We start from the raw sequence: 18,883 nt of genomic DNA on the forward strand, positions 1-18,883 counted from the left end.
GCATCCCGGGCCGGATTTTCAGGCGTTACTTCGCCCTCAGCACGATGCTGTATGGGTAAGTCTGTGCAGAGAGCAGAAAATCCGGGCTGACGCTGGGGCTCCAGGAGTCATCGCCGCCCACGCCCATATGATAACCATCAATATGCAGCCAGCGACCTTCTTCCGGCTGCAATAAATGGCGATGCGAGACGTCACGTAGCTGTTCGAGGCTGTAAGGGCTTAATGAAAAATGGAAGTCGCCGCTGACGTGCAGCCTGCCAAATTCCAGTTCTCTGGTTCCGCCTCGCAGCCCATTTTCACAAGGAAAAACATAGGGCGTGTAAAGTTCATCGGGGGATAAAGTCCAGCGGGAAAATTGCGCGGCCAGCTGGCGATCGGGATAGTTTTCATGCGGTCCCAAACCCAGCCAGCTCACCTGTTCTGCCGGCTGGCTCAGCTGACAGCGCAGGCCAATCCTGGCGGGTGCCGGAAGACCGGCCGCAATTTTCACCTCTACATGAAGGCTCATTTCGCCGGTATGGGTTAACTGATAAAGCTTCCGGCTGATAAAGCGAATGTCGCCCTGAAAACGCCAGGCGTGAACGGTTGCCAGCTGTGCGCCATGCTGGAGACGATCGCAGTGCAGCTCCAGTAATTCCCCCTCTAACTGGTCAAAGCCCGCGCGGTGCCAGCGCTCAATCCAGGCATTAGGATCGACCTTACTCACTTCGCTGATCCCAATATCGTTGTCCAGCGGTGCACGGACAAAGCAGTCGCGCAGAGGAGAGAGCAGCTGGGGCTGGTCGTCGATTAGCCACTGCACTAATTCACCGCTGTGGGGCGAAAACTGCCAGCGCTGGTTATGATGCAAAAACGCTATTTCGTCGGCGTTTTCCAGCAAAACGACCGCTGAACTATCATTTATTTTCTCAGGCTGTACCAGCTGTGACGGGAGTCGCCATTGATCCCAGGCAACGCGCCGTCCGGCATCAGACCAGGGCGTGGCCTGCGTTTGTATAACGGCAACGTTTAGCCAAAGCTCACCGCTCAGAGCAGGAATGTCGCCCAGCACCAGTGAAACGCTGGCTTCAGGTGCCAGCTCAAGCCTTTGTTCGCCACCGGCTACGCGTTTGCCGTTGTGTTCAATGTGCCAGTGCAGCTGCTCGTTATCGCTGAAGCGAAACAGATATTCGCTGCGGATAGCTATGGTTAGCGGTACCGTCTCCTCCAGCGTAAACTGGAAGAACTGCTGCGCGCGCTGCGCTTCAAACAGGGAAGGGTGCGGCGTGCGATCGGCAAAAACCAGGCCATTCATGCAGAACTGACGATCGTTAGGCTTGTCGCCAAAATCACCGCCGTAGGCTTGCCAGGGCTGGCCCTGCTCATCGTAACGCGTCAGGCTCTGGTCCACCCAGTCCCACACGAAGCCGCCCTGCAAACGAGGAAATTGGCGAAACGCCTGCCAGTAGCGGGCAAAACCTCCGAGACTGTTGCCCATGGCATGAGCATATTCACACAGGATCAATGGCCGGTTTTCCTCCGGCAAGCCAATCCATTTTTTTAGCGACCACTTGGGCACGGCGGCAAACGGCTGGTCCTGATCGACTCGCGCATACATTGGGCAAATAATGTCGGTTGCCGCCGTATTCGCGCCGCCCCCTTCATATTGCACAGGACGAGTGGTATCGCTGCTTTTAACCCAGCGATAAAGCGCATCATGCGTACTGCCATGGCCGGACTCGTTGCCCAGCGACCAGATAATGATGCAGGCATGATTGCGATCCCGCTGCACCATGCGGGTAACGCGTTCGCTAAAAGCATTGAACCACTGCGGATCGTCAGACAGGCGGTTCATGGGCTGCATGCCGTGCGTTTCGATGTTGGCTTCATCCACCACATACAGACCATAACGGTCGCACAGCCGATACCACAAAGGATGATTGGGATAATGCGAGCAGCGTACCGCATTGAAATTATGCTGTTTCATCAGCCGGATATCCTTAATCATCGTCGCCTCGTCCATGACCTGGCCGTTTTCAGGATGATGTTCGTGGCGGTTAGTGCCCCGAATCAGTAGCGCTTTGCCGTTGAGTTTCAGCAGTCCCTGATGAATTTCTATTTTGCGAAAACCCACATCATACGCTTCGACTTCCAGCAGATGACCCGACCGATCCAGCAGAGAAAGAGTGGCACGATAGAGATGAGGGGTTTCGGCACTCCAGAGCAGCGGCCGTTCAACATGCAGATTCACAGTGGTGCGGTCGTGATAGCACCCACGCTCATCAACGGTCTGGCTGATCAACGCCTGACGCTGTGCGGCGACGCAGCGATCGTTGTGCCATAGCGCGACCTCGACCTGGTAATCGCTGGCCTCAATGTGCGAGCAAACGGCCAGCACCTGTAAACGGGCGGAGTGAAATTCCGGGCTGAGATGCGTTTCAATCTGAATATCTTCAAGCCGCACGCTGGGCTTATGCAACAGGCTGACATCGCGGAAAATTCCGCTCATACGCCACATATCCTGATCTTCCAGGTAGCTGCCATCGCTCCAGCGCAGTACCAGCACCGCAAGCCGGTTTTCGCCAGCCTGTAACGCAGGCGTCAGATCAAATTCTGCGGTCAGGCGGCTGTCTTGCGAATAACCGATAAAATGCGCATTACACCAGAGATAAAAGGCGGAGTTTACGCCTTCAAACTGAATACGAACCTGTCCATCCGCCAGCCAGTCATCGGCACAGTAGAAGGTGCGGGAGTAGCAGCCGGTCGGATTTGTGACGGGAACAAAGGGCGGATCGACCGGGATCGGATACTGCACATTGGTATAAATGGGACGATCGAAGCCCGCCAGCTGCCAGTTGGCGGGAACGGTTAGCCGCCCGGCATCGCTAAGATCCGCTTCCAGCCAGTGCTCCGGTACCTGTTCCGGCTGAGAAAAATAGCTGAATGTCCATTCACCATTCAGTAACTGAACGCTGGCGCTGGGCACGTCATCTTTTGCATCCTGAAGCGAGCGCCAGCTTGCAAAAGGGGGATGCGAAGGCAGGCGATAAAGTTGAGTGATGGCTGGATTTTCCCAGTCACGACGGATGAGCAGCTGCGGCAGCGTTAACGAACGAGCGAATGTCATGGCGATACCCCGAAAATGTTATGCGCTCACATTGACGAGGAAGTGGGGCGCTGTAAAGTCGTAAACAGCGATCCTGCGAGCTGGCTCGCAGCAAATTACCCTGAGCTTTTTCCGGTAATGCCTGACAAGGGTTAGTATTAATACGGATTACCGCAATGAAACCGTTAAGCGCTGTTACCCACCGTAAAAACCGCCCCGAACAGGAATCTTCTGCATTGTCGGCAACTAAAACGGCGCTTACTATCAGCGCCAACGTTACCACGAGGAAATAACGATGAGTCGATTGATCAAAGCAGTAAGTGTCATTGCGCTGGTAACAGCCCTGAGCGGTTGTCTGTTCCCACCTCCGGGCGGCGGTGGTGGCGGTGGTGGTGGCTGGGGCGGTGGCGGCGGCCCTCGCGGCGGCTTCTCACAAGGCCCAGGCCACTAATAATGACAGGAGCCAGAGCGGATACTCTGGCTCCTGATCTTTTATCGCTTTACTTTCTGTTCTGCAAAGTAATATGCGAGCGATAGCGGGATAATTTGGCTTAACTCACGAATAATTAACGCGATTATCTGTTTTCTTTTTACCTGCCCGATGTTACCGTCTCGCCTCAGATGAGACATTCGTCTCGTTCAACAATAACTGAGACCTTCCATGAAAAATCTTATCGCTGAACTGTTAGTCAGACTGGCGGAAAAAGAAGAAGAATCAAAAGAACTGGTGGCTCAGGTTGAGGCATTGGAAATCGTAGTGACCGCCATTCTGCGCAAACTGGAAGTCGGCCAGTTACAGCAGATTACCGATAATATCAGTCAGGCGATGCAAAGCGCTTCAGATTCGCAAAACGTCAACAGCCATGACAGTTCTATGCTGAATAATTATATCCAGCGTCTGCTTACTCACCCGCGTAATTAACATTTCTAACAAAAAAAATAATTCATGAAAATCATCTAATTAATTTTAAAATCCCCGCGGTTTCGGCCTCCTGGCGTGGTCGATCTCCCTGTTAATGCCAGGCTTATTACTTCTCAACGTGTCACAACATAAGAAGAAAGGAGCCTGTCGTGAGCTATCAAAATGCCATTGTCCTCCAGGACTTACCCTCGTTAAAACCTGTCAGAGTGCCTGTCGGTGACGAAGAAATTTTGCTCATCCGTGACCAGCAAGAGGTGAAAGCCTTTCAGGCAAAATGTCCCCATTCCGGCGCGCCATTAGAGCAGGGCGCTATTTACGACGGAAAGCTGGTTTGCCCCTGGCACAAAGCGAATTTTGACATCAAGGATGGCAGCCTTTGTGAACCGCTGGCCTTAAGCGATCTGAAACGCTATCCAGTGCGGGTCGAAAACGGAATGGTGCAGGTGAACCCCCAACCGCTGCCCGCGTATTCGTTTGCTGCCGATCGTCAGGAGCCGGTATTCGTCATTTTAGGATCGGGCGCGGCGGGTGCGGCGGCAGCATGGACGCTGCGTCGCGAAGGTTTTGCAGGTAAATTGATCCTGGTCGATCGTGAAACCGAAGCACCTTACGATCGCACGGTGCTGACTAAATTTGTGCCGTCCGGCAACATGAAAATCAGTGAAGTACCGCCGCTTTTACAGGATGATTTCATGCAGTTTGCTGAACGCAAGCACGGCGACGTGGAGCAGCTGGATAGCAAAGCGAAGACGTTACGTTTTGCCGATGGATCGACGCTGCATTATGACAAGCTGCTGATTGCTACTGGCGGTATCCCTCAGCGTCCGGATTTGCCTGCGCTGTTTGGCGTTCACGTGCTCAGGAGCATTGAACAGGCGGATACGTTGCTGAAAGAGGTGGATGACAGCAGCCAGCTGGTGATTATCGGTAACAGCTTTATCGGGATGGAGCTTGCCTCGGCCTTACGAGCAAAAAAAGTCAAAGTCCAGGTGATCGCTCGCGATCCGCTGCCGTTTAAAAAGCAGTTTGGTGAGCAGATAGCACAATACTTCCGCGATTTGCATGAGGAAAAGGGCGTTGAGTTTATCGAAGGCGAACTGGCGGATCTGAAAGGCGATAATGGCCATGTGAGCGCGGTGCAGCTAAAAAGCGGACAAACGATCCCTGCAAATCAGGTCTTACTGGCTACGGGGGTGGCTCCGGGCACCGGCTTTATCCACGATATTCCCCTTAATGATGATGGCAGCATCACCACTAACGATTATCTGGAGGTTGCCAGCGAGGTCTGGGCAGCAGGCGATATCGCCACGTTCCCGTCGGCATCTGGCTCACTGCGCATTGAGCACTGGCGAGTGGCGCAGCAGCAGGGACGGATTGCGGCAAAAAATATGTTAGGTCAGGGCGAGGAATTTGACCGGGTGCCTTTTTTCTGGACCGCGCAGTTTGGCACGCGCTATGAGTATCTTGGTCATGCCAAAGAGTGGGACGACTATCGGCTGGTGGGGTCACTGAAAGAGAAGACGTTTGTGGCGCTATACGGCCAGAGAGGTCAGCTTGCTGCGGTGGTTTCCTGCGGCATGTACACCTTTACCGCCGAACTGATCCGCAGAATGCAAAAGCCGATGACGATGGCCGAAGCGTCCGCGCTGGCGCAGAAAGCGCTGGGCTGATGATTTACTGAGACCTCTTTTTCAAGCGATATCTGAAGTAACAGTGCAAGGGCGGTAGCGAAAGGGACACGGACCCTCCATAAAGACGCAAAAAGCGGCGTCACTGCCCACTCGATACGGGTCGTCCGTGGCCCGTGTCGCTTTATTACCGGCCCGTGTCCCTTTCGCTTTGGCAAACGCGTTGTTTGTTTGAGGAAAAGATCACCAGACTTTTTACGCGTCGCTCATGCTTTTCGATTTGGCCATACACTGCTGCATCGCCTCAATCACCGCGGAACGGAAACCTTTTTCTTCCAGCACGCGTACCGCCTCAATCGTGGTGCCGCCTGGCGAGCACACCATATCTTTCAGCTCGCCAGGATGCCTGCCGGTTTCCAGCACCATTTGCGCCGAACCTTTCACCGCCTGAGCGGCAAACTGATACGCCTGCGCGCGCGGCATTCCGCCCAGCACAGCCGCATCGGCCATCGCTTCGATAAACATAAATACGTAGGCTGGCGCTGAGCCGCTCACGCCGACCACGGAGTGGATCAGGTATTCCGGTACCAGCTCCGCTTTACCGAAACCGTTAAAGATTTGCAGGATCTCGTCTGCCTCTTCTTTTGTTACCAGCACGTTTGGCGTCACGGACGTCATTCCTTCGTTCACCAGCGCTGGTGTATTGGGCATCACGCGCACCAGCTTGCGGTCATGTCCCAGCACGTTTGCCAGAGAGTCCAGCGTGACGCCTGCGGCAATGGAGACCACGACGGTATCCTTATTGAGACTACCGGAGACCTCTTTCAACACGTTCAGGATGACGTTGGGTTTTACTGCACCAAACAGGATATCTGCCTGCTTTGCCACTTCCTGGGCGCTGTCGGCTGGCGTAATGCCATGCTGCTGCTGCATCTCATGATTGGTGGCGGCCTTACGATCGTAGACCCAGATGTTTTCTGCTTTCACCAGGCCGGAAGAGACCAGCCCGCCGATGATGGCTTTCGACATGTTGCCGCAGCCAATAAAGCCAATTTTTTTCTCCATTACACTGCATCCTGTTTTGGTTTTCACTGCCTCCAGCTTACGTCATTTCCCACCTTAATCCAGCTTCGGCTACGCTTAAGCATCGACAAGGAGCCTGCAATGGACAGTAATTCACAAGACGAAGAACGCAGCCGACATTATCCCATCCAGGAACACATGTTTTGGCAACGCGTGGAATGGCGGATCCAGCATATCGGCTATTTTTTCCTGTTCACGATAGTGATTCTGGGGGCCTGTGGGCTGTTTTCCAAAGGCATACTGAGCAAGGGCGTGGCGACCTCAAAGGAGGGGGCATTACAGGTTCAGTATGAGCGCTTTGGCCTGCTTGACAGCGATATGGTGATGACGGTCCGCGTTAAACCTCAGCATGGCGATCGTTTTACGCTGAGTATCAGCGGTGAGGAGATGGAAAATTTTCAAATCCAATCGCTTCAGCCGCAGCCGCAACAGGCGACCAGTACAAAAAACAGTCTTGAGCTTAGCTGGGCTTCTCCACGATTTCGTGATGGCGCAACGGTTTGGATTGGCGCTCAGGCACAAAATCCGGGACGTTTTCCGGTGACGATTACTCTGGATAACGCCACCAGCGTGCATTTTACCCAATGGATTTACCCTTAGGAGCCGCTGATGGAAACCGTATTGCGCGCAGCAAGTATGTATCTGCTGCTGATGATTGTTTTGAAAATTGCCGGGCGTCGTACGCTGCTGGAGATGACCTCGTTCGATCTGATTTTACTGTTGATTATCAGTGAGGCGACCCAGCAGGCGCTGTTGGGGAATGATTTTTCCGTGACGGGTGCTTCGCTGACCATTATTACGCTCATTGTGGTTGATATCCTGTTCGGCATGATGAAAGCACGCTTTCCCCGGCTGGACAGGTTAATTGACGGCACGGCGCTGATCCTGGTAGAACATGGGCGCCTGCTGCCGGAACGTGCCCGCCGCGCCGGGATTTCTGAAGACGATATCCTCAATACAGCCCGCAGCAGCGCGGGTCTGGAGCGGTTGGATCAGATCAAATTCGCCATCCTGGAGAAAAACGGTAAGATCAGCATTATTCCAGACAGCCAGTAACCGGCTTCTGGCTGACAATGCCTTACCTGGTTAAAGGGAACCTGCTATGCCGATTTGGGTGGATGCCGACGCGTGTCCAAAAGTGATTAAAGAAGTGTTGTATCGCGCGGCTGACCGCGAACAGATGATGGTGACGCTGGTGGCGAATCAGCCCTTGAGCGTACCGCCTTCGCGTTTTTTAAAAACGCTGCGCGTACCGGCTGGCTTTGACGTAGCCGACAATGAAATTGTGCAAAGAGCTCAGGCTGGCGATCTGGTGATTACCGCCGATATTCCCCTGGCGGCTGAAGTGATGGAAAAGGGTGCGATTGCGCTAAACCCGCGCGGTGAACGCTACAGCGAGGCGACCATTCGTGAACGGCTGACTATGCGCGACTTCATGGACACGATGCGGGCGAGCGGCATACAAACCGGTGGCCCCAGCACGCTGAACCAGCGTGACCGGCAGCAGTTTGCCAACGAGCTGGACAAGTGGCTACAGGCGCAAAAAAAACGCTAATCCAGGATTAGCGTTTTTAACGAGGTGGCAGAAAAGGGGGTAATCCCGCCCGCTACGCTTTAAACAAAGCTGTCGTCGTCGCCAAAGTCATCGCTGTCGAAGCCGTCGCTGCCGAAATCGCTATAATCATTGGCGTAGTCCTGCTGTAGTCCGGCATCCTGATTCAGGAACTGACCGTCGCCGTGATTAAAGGTATCAAGATTGTTATCGAAGCTCTCCTGCGGCATCGCAGGCTCGTTGATAATATTGACGATCTCTTCCGGCTGAGAATGATGGAACATGCTGGTAAGCATATCTGCCATTACCACACCACCCGCCACACCGACGGCCGTTTGCAGCGCGCCGCCTAAAAAGCCTCGGGTTGCTGAAGGCGCTGCGGGCGCAGGCGCATAGCCCTGCTGCTGGGGTGGCGCATAGCCCTGTTGCTGCTGTGGCGCATTACCCCAGGGGGATTGCTGAGGCTGAGCTGGCTGCGGCTTGTTACCGCCACCAAACAAGCCGGACAGGAAGCCGCCGCTACTCTGCTGCGGTTGCTGCTGCTGCGCCTGCGCCAGTTTGGCTTCCAGCTCGTTAACACGGTTATTAAGCTGCTTCATTGCCGCTTCCTGAATCAGGATCGCCTGCGCCATATAATAAGGTGCGCCGGGCTGCTGCTGTAGCTGCTGCTGGATCAGTTTTTCAGCTGCGGCATCGCGCGGACCTGACTGGGTTTCGGCCTGTTTTAGTCGGCTAAACAGGCTTTCAATTAGCTTTTGTTCTTCGCTCTGCATAAGGGATCCCTCAATGACGGATAATTACCTTATATTGGGTCAGAACAGCAGAAAGTAAATGGGGTTCGGGTAAGGAAATGTTGCCGCGCGTTACGACCATCTTTTAATTGTGTAAAGATTAATTCACACCCTCTTTATGTTGTTAAATCAACGTAATATCAACAAAAATGCCTTTTGGGGGTGTAAAGAAATAGTGACTACTGGTGACGGCAGAAAATAATCGGTATGATGCGGTGCATTAATCATCATCCGTAATCGCCGCCTGGATCGCGACGACGAACAAGCTGAGGAAGGACCAGTTATGCCTTTACCCATTTATCTGATCGGCGCGCGTGGCTGTGGAAAAACGACCGTAGGTCAGGCTCTGGCTTGTGCGCTGGGCTATGCCTTCAGCGATACCGATCGTCATCTGCAAAACACTACTGGCCGGACGGTTACGGACATTGTCGCAGCGGAAGGATGGCAAGGCTTTCGACAGCGTGAAACGCATTCACTGCACGCCGTTACGCAACCGGGCGCCGTTATCGCGACGGGGGGCGGCATGGTGCTGGCGCCGGAAAATCGTGCCTTTATGCGTGAGCACGGGCAGGTTATCTATCTGAATGCCGAGGCTGGCGTTCTGGCGGCGCGTCTGGAAGCGTACCCGGAACAGGAGCAGCGTCCTACCCTTACTGGCCGTCCCATTGCTGAAGAAATGGTTGAAGTGCTGGCCGCGCGCGACGCGCTTTATCAGGAAACCTGTCATGTGGTTATCAACGCCATGCAGCACCCTGACAAGGTAGTGGAAAGTATTATTTCCGCGCTCGCGCTGGCGCGAGCCAGTTAAAATTCGCTTCTGCCACCATCGCCTTTAGCTCAGGCGTGCTGTAGCTGCTGAACACGCCGCCGGCGTGGATGCGTGCCTGATTTACCTCTTCTGACCTCTGTATTTGCTGCGAATTGTCTCAACTTCTTACCGGAAGGCAGAGAATTATCAACCCTTGTCTATACTTAAAGCACGGAGACGCTGTGCAGGCCAACGTTGCCAGCCAGAGTGAAAGTTCTTAAACAAGAGGGAAATCGTATGCCAGGCAGACCGCCGTATCCACGAGAATCGCATATCGTACCGGTAGAAAAAGGGTCCTCAGACAAAACTGTCACGTGGTATGAACTCCGTGCCGATCACCCTAAACCCGATACGTTGATTAGCGAGCATGAAACCGAGCAGGAAGCGCTGGACGCGAAAGCGCGTTATGAAGACAAAGAGAAAGAATGATCCAGACCGGCAGGGATGCCGTATAACCAACTGATAGTATTGTGTTCAGTTGCTGTACAGCCGGGGCCGGCCTTTTTGTCCCGTTAAATTCAGCACATTCTACTGTAAATCAGGGCCAGCGAGGGGCAACGCTCATCTGTTTGCTTATTCTGGTCATTCATTTTTAATAAAAGCCTTTATTTTCAACAGATCTCACTGCGTAATTTTGTTCTGGCAGTGGGATTAAAGCTTGACCCCGGCCGGGCGGCATCATATTTTCGCTGCAACTAATCATTGTCCCTGACCGCAAGCTTTTCTAAAGCCAAACTGGATAAAGCATTGATCGACTTTTTGACAGACACCCTTACACCAAGTGAAACACTGATCCGTTCCGAGGCAGAAGCTGCGTTTTCATTCTTTGAAACAGCCGATTGTGGTACCAGTAAGCATCAGACCGCCGATACAGTGAATATTGCGGAAAGAAATAGAATGAAACAAACGCTCGCCACTTTAACCTTGGGACAGGCACCTCGCCGCGATCTTCAGCCTTTGCTGCTGGAACATCTGCCGGAAGACAGAATTGCCCATTTTGGCCTGCTGGACGGTTTGTCAGCGGCTGAAATCGAACAGCGCTATGCGCCGCAGCCGGGTGAGAAAGTGACGATGACGCATATGGAAGACGGATCCTATGTCGTGCTCTCAGCCGCGCGAGTTGAAATCGCGTTGCAAGAACTGATCAAGAAACTGGAAGACCAGGGTTTTGAAACCTTTTTGCTGCTCTGTAGCGGCGAATATAAAAACCTGGTTGCCGAGAATGCCGTTCTGCTTGAGCCCTACAGCATTTTGCCGCCGCTGGTAAATGCTATTACCGGTGGGCATCAGGTTGGGATTATGGTAGCGCGCGAGGAGTATCTCGACGAGCAGGCCTATAAATGGCAAAGCCTGGCGCAGAAGCCCCATTATGTGGTGGCAAATCCCTGGCAGCCAACGGATCATGAACTGACTGAGGCCGCATTGCAGCTTCAGGAGCAGGGCGCGGATGTCGTGGTGCTGGATTGCCTGGGCTTTCATCAACGCCATCGTGATTTTCTACAGAAAATGTTGGGCATTCCCGTGCTGTTATCCAATACGCTGATTGCTAAACTGGCAGCGGAACTGGTGGCATAAACCAACACGGTCCGGGGATGGCACGTTACTTACCTTTGTCTCTGATTCTAAGGATATTTCTATGCTCAATGTCAGTGAGTACTTTGAAGGAAAAGTGAAATCGATCGGGTTTGACAGCGCCAGTACCGGACGCGCCAGCGTCGGGGTGATGGTGGAAGGGGAATATACGTTTGGCACGGGTCAGCCTGAAGAGATGACCGTGGTAAGCGGCTCGCTGGCTGTGCTGTTGCCTGGCGACACAGAGTGGCAACACGTTGGCCCGGGCGAGGTTTTTAACGTGCCGGGTCATAGCGAGTTTCATCTGCAAGTTGCCGAGCCTTCGGCCTACCTTTGCCGTTATCTGAAAGACTAACGTCACGGTATTTGCCAGCGCTGAATAAGCAGCGCTGGCAGAAAACCCTTAACGCTGAGCTTCGCCGCCCAGTGCTTCAATGGTGTTACCGATCAGCGCCGTCAGCTCGCTGGTCATCAGAATAAAGTCCGCATCAAATCGCGCCGCCACATCTTCACGATCGATATCGTCATTCTGTTCACGTAGCGTATCGGCAAACTTCAGGCGTTTCAGAGAGCCGTCATCCGACAGCACCAGCTGTACACGCTCCTGCCAGTCCAGCGCCAGTTTCGTCACCAGCTTGCCCGCTTCAATATGATTCGCAATTTCATCGCAAACCAGATCCTGCTTCTTACAGCGGATTACGCCGCCATCTTCCAGCAGCGCCTTCAGCTCCGCTTCATCCATCAGCGCAAAGCCTGCTGGCGTATCGCCAGAACGCACCCATTCGGTCAGGGTCAGCTCGATAGGGCTTTCCAGCGTCAGCGGCACCACCGGCAGCGATCCCAGGCTTTTACGCAGCAGCGCCAGCGTATCTTCCGCTTTTTTAGCGCTCGCGCAGTCAACCATGATCATGTTGTTGACGGTATCAATCCATAAAAAGGTCTGGCTGAAACGGCTAAAGGCGCGTGGCAGCAGGCTGTGCAGCACTTCATCCTTCAGTGAATCCTTTTCGGTCTTTTTCAGCTTGCGCTGTTGTTCCGCTTCCAGCTTGCTGATTTTGGCTTCCAGCGCCTGCTTAATCACCGGCGAAGGCAGGATTTTTTCTTCTTTGCGAGCGCAGATCAGAATTTGTCCGTTATTGACGTGAGTCAGCGCCTCGCCCCTGGAACCCATCGGAGAAACCCAACCGGTTTTTGCCATATCCTGGCTGCCGCAAGGAGTGAAAGAGAATGCCTCAAGTTGTTTTTCCATCTCGTCCACCGCCAGCGGGATCTCGCGATTCAGACGATATACCATCAAATTTTTAAACCACAGCATTGTGCTTTCCCTCTCCGGCGCTTCGTGCGCGCTAATACAAAGTCAGCGCGCATGATAGCGAATCGGCGGCGGGGTTTCATTGTGTTTCCGCCAGACCCCTTCTAAGGTAAATGTCAGGCTTTTAAATAATGAGGAATAACAAGTGCGTATCGGCATAGATTTAGGCGGCACGAAAATTGAAGCGATCGCGCTGGATAAGCAGGGCGCCACGCTGTTCCGTCATCGTGTGGCAACCCCGAAAGGCGATTATCATCAGACAATGCGCGCGGTGACGGAGCTGGTTCGGCTGGTTGAAGAAAAAACGGGCCAGCAGGGTAGCGTCGGCATTGGCATTCCAGGTTCGCTTTCTCGCCTGACGCAGCGGGTCAAAAACGCCAATTCAGCCTGGCTGAACGGCCAGCCGCTGAGAGAGGATCTGCAAAAAATGTTAGGCCGTGAAGTGCGTGTCGCCAACGACGCTAATTGCCTGGCGGTTTCCGAAGCTCAGGACGGGGCAGCAGCCGGGTTCCAGACGGTGTTCGCCGTCATTATTGGCACCGGCTGTGGGGCTGGCGTGGCGCTAAACGGCCTGTCGCACAATGGCAGCAATGGGAATGCGGGCGAATGGGGACATAATCCGCTGCCGTGGATGGATGAGGACGAAGTGCGTTTCAGTCAGGAAGTGCCCTGCTACTGCGGCAAAGCGGGCTGCATCGAAACCTTTGTTTCCGGCACCGGTTTTGCTACCGATTACCATCGTTTGAGCGGCATTGAGCAGCAGGGACCGGCAATCGTCGGGCTGGTGGAGAAACAGGATCCGCTGGCAGAACTGGCGTTGAGTCGTTACGAAACCCGACTGGCAAAATCGCTGGCACACGTCGTAAATATTCTCGATCCGGAGGTGATTGTTCTCGGCGGCGGAATGAGTAACGTGGAGCGCCTTTACCAGACGCTGCCACAGCTGATTAAGCCCTGGGTGCTGGGTGGAGAGTTCGCCACGCCAATCCGAAAGGCGATGCATGGCGACTCCAGCGGGGTACGCGGTGCGGCCTGGCTGTGGCCGCACCAGCAATAGCCAAAACGCTATTCTCCCACCAGCATTGCATCACGCGGAGCGCTGTCGCGCTGGCTTTTGGTCATCAGAAAATAGAGATATCCTGCCACCATAAATACCAGGAACAGGCCGCCGATGACCGGGTTAAACCACAGCATGGCAATCAGGCACACCAGCGCCAGCACCAGCGCGATGCCGGGCACAATCGGGTAGCCCGGCGCGCGAAACGAGCGATCCAGCTCCGGTGCGGTACGACGCAGGCGGAATAAACTCAGCATACTCATCAGATACATCACGATAGCGCCGAAAACCGCCATAGTGATCATCGCGGCCGTCAGCGTCATGCCCTGCAAATTAATCCAGCCATCGCTGAAGATAGCCGCAATGCCAATGATGCCGCCGGCAATAATTGCCCGATGCGGGGTTTGAAAACGGGAAAGTTTAGCCAGGCCAGCGGGCAGATAACCGGCGCGGGACAGCGCAAAGAACTGACGCGAATAGCCAAGGATGATGCCGTGGAAGCTGGCGATCAGGCCGAACAGCCCAATCCATACCAGCATATGCATCCAGTTAGAGTGCTCGCCAACAATCATTTTCATCGCCTGCGGCAGCGGGTCGTTAATATCCGACAGCTTGCGCCAGTCGCCTGCGCCACCGGCCAACAGCATCACGCCGATTGCCAGCACCACCAGCGTCAGGATCCCGGCGATATAGGCTTTTGGAATGGTGCGCTTCGGATCTTTCGCTTCTTCCGCCGCCATCGCAGCCCCTTCAATCGCCAGGAAGAACCAGATAGCAAACGGGATTGCGGCAAAAATCCCGGAGACGGCCGGCATACCAAAACGATCGCCGCCAGACCAGCCGTGCGCGACAAAGTTAGTCATGCTGAAGCCCGGTGCAACCACGCCCATAAACACCAGCAGCTCCACAACCGCCAGGATTGTCACCACCAGTTCAAACATGGCGGCCAGCTTCACGCCTAAAATATTTAAGGTCATAAACACAAGGTAAGCGCCGACGGCAGCGTATTTGGGATTGAGGCCCGGATACTGCACGTTCAGGTAGGCACCGATGGCCATGGCGATCGCCGGTGGCGCAAAGACAAATTCAATCAGCGTTGCCATCCCGGCAATCAGCCCGCCCGTTTCGCCAAAGGCGCGGCGGCTGTAAGCAAACGGGCCGCCAGCGTGCGGGATCGCCGTGGTCAGTTCGGTGAAGCTAAAGATAAAACAGGTATACATCGTCGCGATCAGCGCGGTAGTGACGAGAAAGCCCAGGGTGCCGGCTACGCCCCAGCCGTAACTCCAGCCAAAGTACTCGCCGGAAATCACCAGACCTACCGCAATGCCCCACAGATGTATTGTGCCCAGCGTGGGCTTTAGCTTGCTTGTCATACTGATATCCCCGTTCAAATATTGTCAGTCGATAATGCAGCCGGTGTCGGGGTGAAACTTGACGCGGCGGTAATGATTTTTGTGCTCTGCTGTCAACTCAGAAGCAAAAAAAGTGCCGGATGTACGCTAAAGTCAAAAGAGGGTCGTCTGCGGTCAAGCGAGTCTGCGCGGGCGAAGCCATGCTGGTATCACCATGACGGCTAACGCCAATCCATCAGGAGCCAGACTATGACCGCCAGGCAATATGACGATTTAGACAACAGTGCGCTGATGCAGCTTGCCCGGCGCGCGCTGAGCCGCTATCCCTTTGCAGCAGAGGGCAAACTGAGCCTGCTTTGCCGCTCGGAAAACGCCACCTTTTTACTGGAAGCCGCAGGAAAACGTTTTGCGCTGCGCCTGCATCGCGGCAACTATCATCAGCGTGCCGATATTGAAAGCGAACTGCACTGGCTGAATGCCCTGCGTGAGACCGGTATTGTCGTGCCTCAGGCAATTACTGATTGCGACGGGCAGGCGGTACAGAATCTTACGCTGGCGGATGGCAGCGTCCGGTACGCCGTATTGTTTGACTGGATTGAAGGTGATATGCCAACCACCGACGTCGATCCGCGGGCGTTTCAGCAGCTTGGCCACATTACCGCCCGGCTGCATCAGCACAGCAAAAGCTGGCAGAAACCCGCAGGATTTCAGCGCATTATCTGGGATCATCACTCCATGGTCAGCCCGCAAAGCCACTGGGGCGACTGGCGGGATGCACCGGGCCTGTTAGCGCGAGATCATCACACGGTTGAAGACGTTATTGCACGCGTTGGGCACGAGCTGGCGACGTTCGGCAAGGATCCTGCTCGCTACGGCTTGATCCATGCCGATCTGCGTCTGACAAATTTGCTGCTGCACAAGGGCGAAACCCGGGTGATCGATTTTGACGATTGCGGCATGGGCTGGTATCTGCACGATCTTGCGGCAGCGATCAGTTTTGTGGAGCACCATCCTCGTGCAGCGGATTGGGTTGATAACTGGATCAAAGGCTATGAGCAGGTCGCGCACATCAGTGACGAAGAGATGGCAATGGTGCCAACGCTACTGATCCAGCGCCGCATCCAGCTGCTGGCATGGGTAGGTTCCCATGCGCAAACCGAGATGGCGCAAAGTCTTGGGCCGCAGTGGGCGGATCATTCGGTTCGTCTGTGTCATCGCTACCTTGAAACCACTGAACTGCCAGTGGGTGTCTGAACTGGTACGGAAATTGCTGGGTTACAGGATATTCTCTGTAGCTGAGGCGATGATGATGGAAACCGGACTACTCAAACAGCCCGATATGGCGGCAGCGCTGACAGCCAGCTTTGCCTGCAATCATGGTGTACTGGCCGCCGCCGCCAGCGGGCTGAGTGAATTTATCTGTGATAAAGGCGGCGATATCGACCGCATTTATGGCGTCAGTGGCATCGATCCCGAGCAGCTAAGCAGTCCAACGCTAAGTTTGGGATTGATCAACTACTGTCGGGTCATGGAAGAAGCGGCACGTTTCTCGGGTTTTGATAACTTCGGTTTGCACTACGGCAGGCAGTTTAAACCGCAGTCATTAGGTCTGATCGGCTATATTGGCCTCTGTTCCGCCACGCTTGAGCAGGCACTGCATAACGTGGTTAACGCTTTTCCCTGGCATCAGCACGATACCCTGACACGGCTGACCGACAAAGGCGACTGCTGGCGGCTCGATTATCAGGTTCGACATGGTGCAATCCTCAGTCGGCGGCAGGATGCTGAACTGACGTTAGGGATGTTTTTGAACCTGATCCGCCACGTAGCGGGAAAGAACTGGGCACCGCGAGAGGTTCATTTTGAACATCCGCGACCGTCGCAGTGGCACGAGCACTGCAAAGTTTTTGACGCGCCGGTCTGGTTCGATCAGCCTTATAACTCTTTACTGATCCCCAAACGCGATCTGATGCGAACCATGCCGGACAGCGATCCTCTGCTGCTGATGGTGATGCAGGACGCGATTCGTCGTCTGAACAGCGCGACGCCTCAGCAAAGTCTTGTCGATCAGGCGCGTGCTCAGGTGCATCTGATGCTGATGAAAGGCGAACCGGTGCTGGAAGATGTCGCGGAAAAAATGGGCATGTCCAGCTGGTCGCTACAGCGTCGTCTGCGTGATGAAAACCTGAGTTTCAGCGCGCTGGTGGATAAAGTGCGCTGCGAGATGGCCACGCACTATTTACAGCAAAAGCAGCTACCGATATCGGAAATGGCGCTGCTGCTGGGCTACTCCGAGGTCAGTGCTTTTTCCCGGGCTTTCCGCCGCTGGTTCGGCATCAGCCCAAGGCAGTGGCGACAGGATGAGGCTAGAGCGGTTTAAAATCTATCACCGTACGACGCGGCAGATTTTTCGGCGGGGCAGGAAGCCAGGTGGCGCTGCTGATAACGCCCCAGACTTTCAGACAGAGCCGTTCGTCGCCGGCAGTGCTCTGCACGTTGTAGCGACCTTGCTGACCGTAACTGATGGTCGCCGCACATTCACGCCCCTTATATTTGTTGGCGTCATAAAAGTTTCTGATAACGCCGTACTGCATTTTCGCCAGATAACGACAGGTTTCCTGCTGGTCTGATTTGGCGCTGGCACACTGTTTATCTGCCACCTGCTGCAATTCCTGCTGCGTGGGCGGCGCGGTGCCGGTTCGGGGCGGCGAGCTGCTCTGGCAGCCCGCCAGCAGAAGCGTGAGCAGTATCGTGCCGCCTGCCAGGCTGGTCTTTATCGCATCGGCTATCATTTTTACCCCTGAAAACTAAAGAATTTCTTAATGCTGCCGATAGTCTACCTCGTTAGCTTTCCGCTGACAGGTTATTCCGGCATAAACAGGTGATTTACAGATTTTTCGCCTGCAGCGTTGAAACAGGGAAAGTCATTAATTCGCAGTGGCACGTTATATACTCCAGGACTTTTCTGTTTTCTTATTGTATTCTCCAGCGCGGAATGCCGGATGCTCTAACTTTATTCATGGAAAAGAAAACGAATGAAACCTTATTTTAATCTTGTTGCTTTGGCGTTAATTAACTGTGCTGTTCTCAGCGGTTGTGCCAGCGAATCTTCCCGGACTATCGAAGCACCTCAGGTGACCGCAGCCAGCCAGCCTGCCTATCAGGGAATAAAAAGTCCGATTGCCGTCGGTAAATTTGATAATCGTTCGGCTTATATGAACGGTATTTTCTCTGACGGTGTGGATCGTCTTGGTAATCAGTCTAAAACCATTCTTATTACCCATCTCCAGCAAACCGGCCGTTTTAACGTGCTGGATCGCGCCAACCTGGATGAGCTGAAGGCCGAAGCAGGCTATAAGCACAGCACGCAGTCAATCAAAGGCGGCGATTATGTTGTAACCGGCGACATCACCGAATTTGGCCGTAAAGAAGTTGGCGACCAGCAGCTGTGGGGCATTCTCGGCAGCGGAAAAACCCAGGTCGCCTACGCGAAAGTCAATCTGAACGTGGTGGATGTGGCGACGTCAGAAGTGGTTTATAGCGTGCAGGGCGCAGGGGAATATCAGTTATCTAACCGTGAAGTTATCGGCTTTGGCGGCACGGCCAGCTATGACTCTACGCTGAATGGCAAGGTGATGGATCTGGCCATTCGCGAAGCGGTGAATCATCTGGTCAGCGCAATTGATTCAGGCGCCTGGCGTCCGGTTAAATAACGGGGAAT

General features: G+C 54.2%; 20 protein-coding genes. 14 read left to right on the plus strand and 6 right to left on the minus strand.

Features of this window, described 5'->3' with window-relative positions; genetic code table 11:
* Positions 1–25: 25 nt before the first annotated feature.
* Positions 26–3,106 carry a beta-galactosidase gene (locus tag EHV07_RS05005; protein WP_147195666.1) on the minus strand — a complete coding sequence of 1,027 codons (3,081 nt, stop codon included), beginning with the start codon at positions 3,104–3,106 and terminating at the stop codon, positions 26–28.
* Positions 3,107–3,380: 274 nt separating this feature from the next.
* Here EHV07_RS05005 and EHV07_RS24455 point away from each other — a divergent pair, with 274 nt between their 5' ends.
* The 3 genes from EHV07_RS24455 (at position 3,381) to EHV07_RS05015 (ending at position 5,677) form a co-directional block, all read left to right on the plus strand.
* A complete protein-coding gene (locus EHV07_RS24455) occupies positions 3,381–3,536 on the plus strand; it encodes a hypothetical protein (RefSeq protein WP_168199594.1) in 156 nt (51 codons plus the stop codon).
* A 210-nt stretch (positions 3,537–3,746) separates the two neighbouring features.
* Complete coding sequence (gene iraP / locus EHV07_RS05010; RefSeq protein ID WP_147195668.1) at positions 3,747–4,007, plus strand: anti-adapter protein IraP; 261 nt, start codon at positions 3,747–3,749, stop codon at positions 4,005–4,007.
* Between the two features lie 149 nt (positions 4,008–4,156).
* Positions 4,157–5,677 carry an FAD-dependent oxidoreductase gene (locus tag EHV07_RS05015; RefSeq protein WP_147195670.1) on the plus strand — a complete coding sequence of 507 codons (1,521 nt, stop codon included), beginning with the start codon at positions 4,157–4,159 and terminating at the stop codon, positions 5,675–5,677.
* Positions 5,678–5,890: 213 nt separating this feature from the next.
* Here EHV07_RS05015 and proC read toward each other — a convergent pair whose 3' ends face one another.
* Positions 5,891–6,700 (minus strand): pyrroline-5-carboxylate reductase, encoded by an 810-nt coding sequence (gene proC / locus EHV07_RS05020; protein WP_147195672.1) that lies wholly within the window; start codon positions 6,698–6,700, stop codon positions 5,891–5,893.
* Positions 6,701–6,799: 99 nt separating this feature from the next.
* Here proC and EHV07_RS05025 point away from each other — a divergent pair, with 99 nt between their 5' ends.
* From EHV07_RS05025 to EHV07_RS05035, 3 genes are read left to right on the plus strand one after another with little or no spacing between them, the layout of a single operon-like run.
* Positions 6,800–7,318 (plus strand): hypothetical protein, encoded by a 519-nt coding sequence (locus EHV07_RS05025; protein WP_147195673.1) that lies wholly within the window; start codon positions 6,800–6,802, stop codon positions 7,316–7,318.
* A 9-nt stretch (positions 7,319–7,327) separates the two neighbouring features.
* A complete protein-coding gene (locus tag EHV07_RS05030; protein WP_147195675.1) occupies positions 7,328–7,774 on the plus strand; it encodes a DUF421 domain-containing protein in 447 nt (148 codons plus the stop codon).
* Between the two features lie 46 nt (positions 7,775–7,820).
* A complete protein-coding gene (locus EHV07_RS05035; protein ID WP_147195676.1) occupies positions 7,821–8,273 on the plus strand; it encodes a YaiI/YqxD family protein in 453 nt (150 codons plus the stop codon).
* A 59-nt stretch (positions 8,274–8,332) separates the two neighbouring features.
* On the opposite strand, the gene EHV07_RS05040 is transcribed toward EHV07_RS05035, so the two are convergent.
* A complete protein-coding gene (locus tag EHV07_RS05040) occupies positions 8,333–9,043 on the minus strand; it encodes a DUF2076 domain-containing protein (RefSeq protein ID WP_147195678.1) in 711 nt (236 codons plus the stop codon).
* A gap of 301 nt (positions 9,044–9,344) precedes the next feature.
* Between EHV07_RS05040 and aroL the strand changes: the two genes are divergently transcribed.
* From aroL to ppnP, 4 genes are all read left to right on the plus strand, one after another.
* Positions 9,345–9,869: a shikimate kinase AroL gene (gene aroL / locus EHV07_RS05045; protein ID WP_147195680.1), complete on the plus strand. Its 525-nt coding sequence runs from the start codon at positions 9,345–9,347 to the stop codon at positions 9,867–9,869.
* Positions 9,870–10,106: 237 nt separating this feature from the next.
* Entirely contained in the window at positions 10,107–10,298 is a 192-nt protein-coding gene (locus EHV07_RS05050; protein WP_147195681.1) for a YaiA family protein, read from the plus strand.
* A 468-nt stretch (positions 10,299–10,766) separates the two neighbouring features.
* Positions 10,767–11,444 (plus strand): AroM family protein, encoded by a 678-nt coding sequence (locus EHV07_RS05055; protein ID WP_147195683.1) that lies wholly within the window; start codon positions 10,767–10,769, stop codon positions 11,442–11,444.
* Between the two features lie 61 nt (positions 11,445–11,505).
* Positions 11,506–11,796 (plus strand): pyrimidine/purine nucleoside phosphorylase, encoded by a 291-nt coding sequence (gene ppnP / locus EHV07_RS05060; RefSeq protein ID WP_147195684.1) that lies wholly within the window; start codon positions 11,506–11,508, stop codon positions 11,794–11,796.
* Positions 11,797–11,844: 48 nt separating this feature from the next.
* Here the strand turns inward: ppnP and rdgC are convergent, their stop codons facing one another.
* The gene (gene rdgC, locus EHV07_RS05065) at positions 11,845–12,756 is read right to left on the minus strand and encodes a recombination-associated protein RdgC (protein ID WP_147195686.1); all 912 of its coding nucleotides are present in this window, start codon (positions 12,754–12,756) and stop codon (positions 11,845–11,847) included.
* Between the two features lie 142 nt (positions 12,757–12,898).
* Here rdgC and mak point away from each other — a divergent pair, with 142 nt between their 5' ends.
* The gene (gene mak, locus EHV07_RS05070) at positions 12,899–13,810 is read left to right on the plus strand and encodes a fructokinase (RefSeq protein WP_147195687.1); all 912 of its coding nucleotides are present in this window, start codon (positions 12,899–12,901) and stop codon (positions 13,808–13,810) included.
* Positions 13,811–13,818: 8 nt separating this feature from the next.
* Here the strand turns inward: mak and eat are convergent, their stop codons facing one another.
* Entirely contained in the window at positions 13,819–15,183 is a 1,365-nt protein-coding gene (eat, locus tag EHV07_RS05075) for an ethanolamine permease (RefSeq protein WP_147195689.1), read from the minus strand.
* Between the two features lie 228 nt (positions 15,184–15,411).
* Between eat and EHV07_RS05080 the strand changes: the two genes are divergently transcribed.
* Together EHV07_RS05080 and EHV07_RS05085 are read left to right on the plus strand one after the other, a co-directional pair.
* Complete coding sequence (locus tag EHV07_RS05080; protein ID WP_147195691.1) at positions 15,412–16,416, plus strand: phosphotransferase enzyme family protein; 1,005 nt, start codon at positions 15,412–15,414, stop codon at positions 16,414–16,416.
* Positions 16,417–16,501: 85 nt separating this feature from the next.
* Complete coding sequence (locus EHV07_RS05085; protein WP_371419679.1) at positions 16,502–17,542, plus strand: AraC family transcriptional regulator; 1,041 nt, start codon at positions 16,502–16,504, stop codon at positions 17,540–17,542.
* On the opposite strand, the gene EHV07_RS05090 is transcribed toward EHV07_RS05085, so the two are convergent.
* Positions 17,529–17,954 carry a cell envelope integrity TolA C-terminal domain-containing protein gene (locus EHV07_RS05090; RefSeq protein ID WP_147195693.1) on the minus strand — a complete coding sequence of 142 codons (426 nt, stop codon included), beginning with the start codon at positions 17,952–17,954 and terminating at the stop codon, positions 17,529–17,531. The genes EHV07_RS05085 and EHV07_RS05090 overlap by 14 nt on opposite strands.
* 243 nt (positions 17,955–18,197) lie before the next feature.
* Between EHV07_RS05090 and EHV07_RS05095 the strand changes: the two genes are divergently transcribed.
* On the plus strand, positions 18,198–18,875 hold the full coding sequence (locus EHV07_RS05095; RefSeq protein ID WP_147195696.1) for a CsgG/HfaB family protein: 678 nt from the start codon (positions 18,198–18,200) through the stop codon (positions 18,873–18,875).
* Positions 18,876–18,883 lie beyond the last annotated feature (8 nt).

It is taken from the genome of Pantoea sp. CCBC3-3-1 (assembly GCF_007981265.1).
GTDB lineage: Bacteria > Pseudomonadota > Gammaproteobacteria > Enterobacterales > Enterobacteriaceae > Erwinia.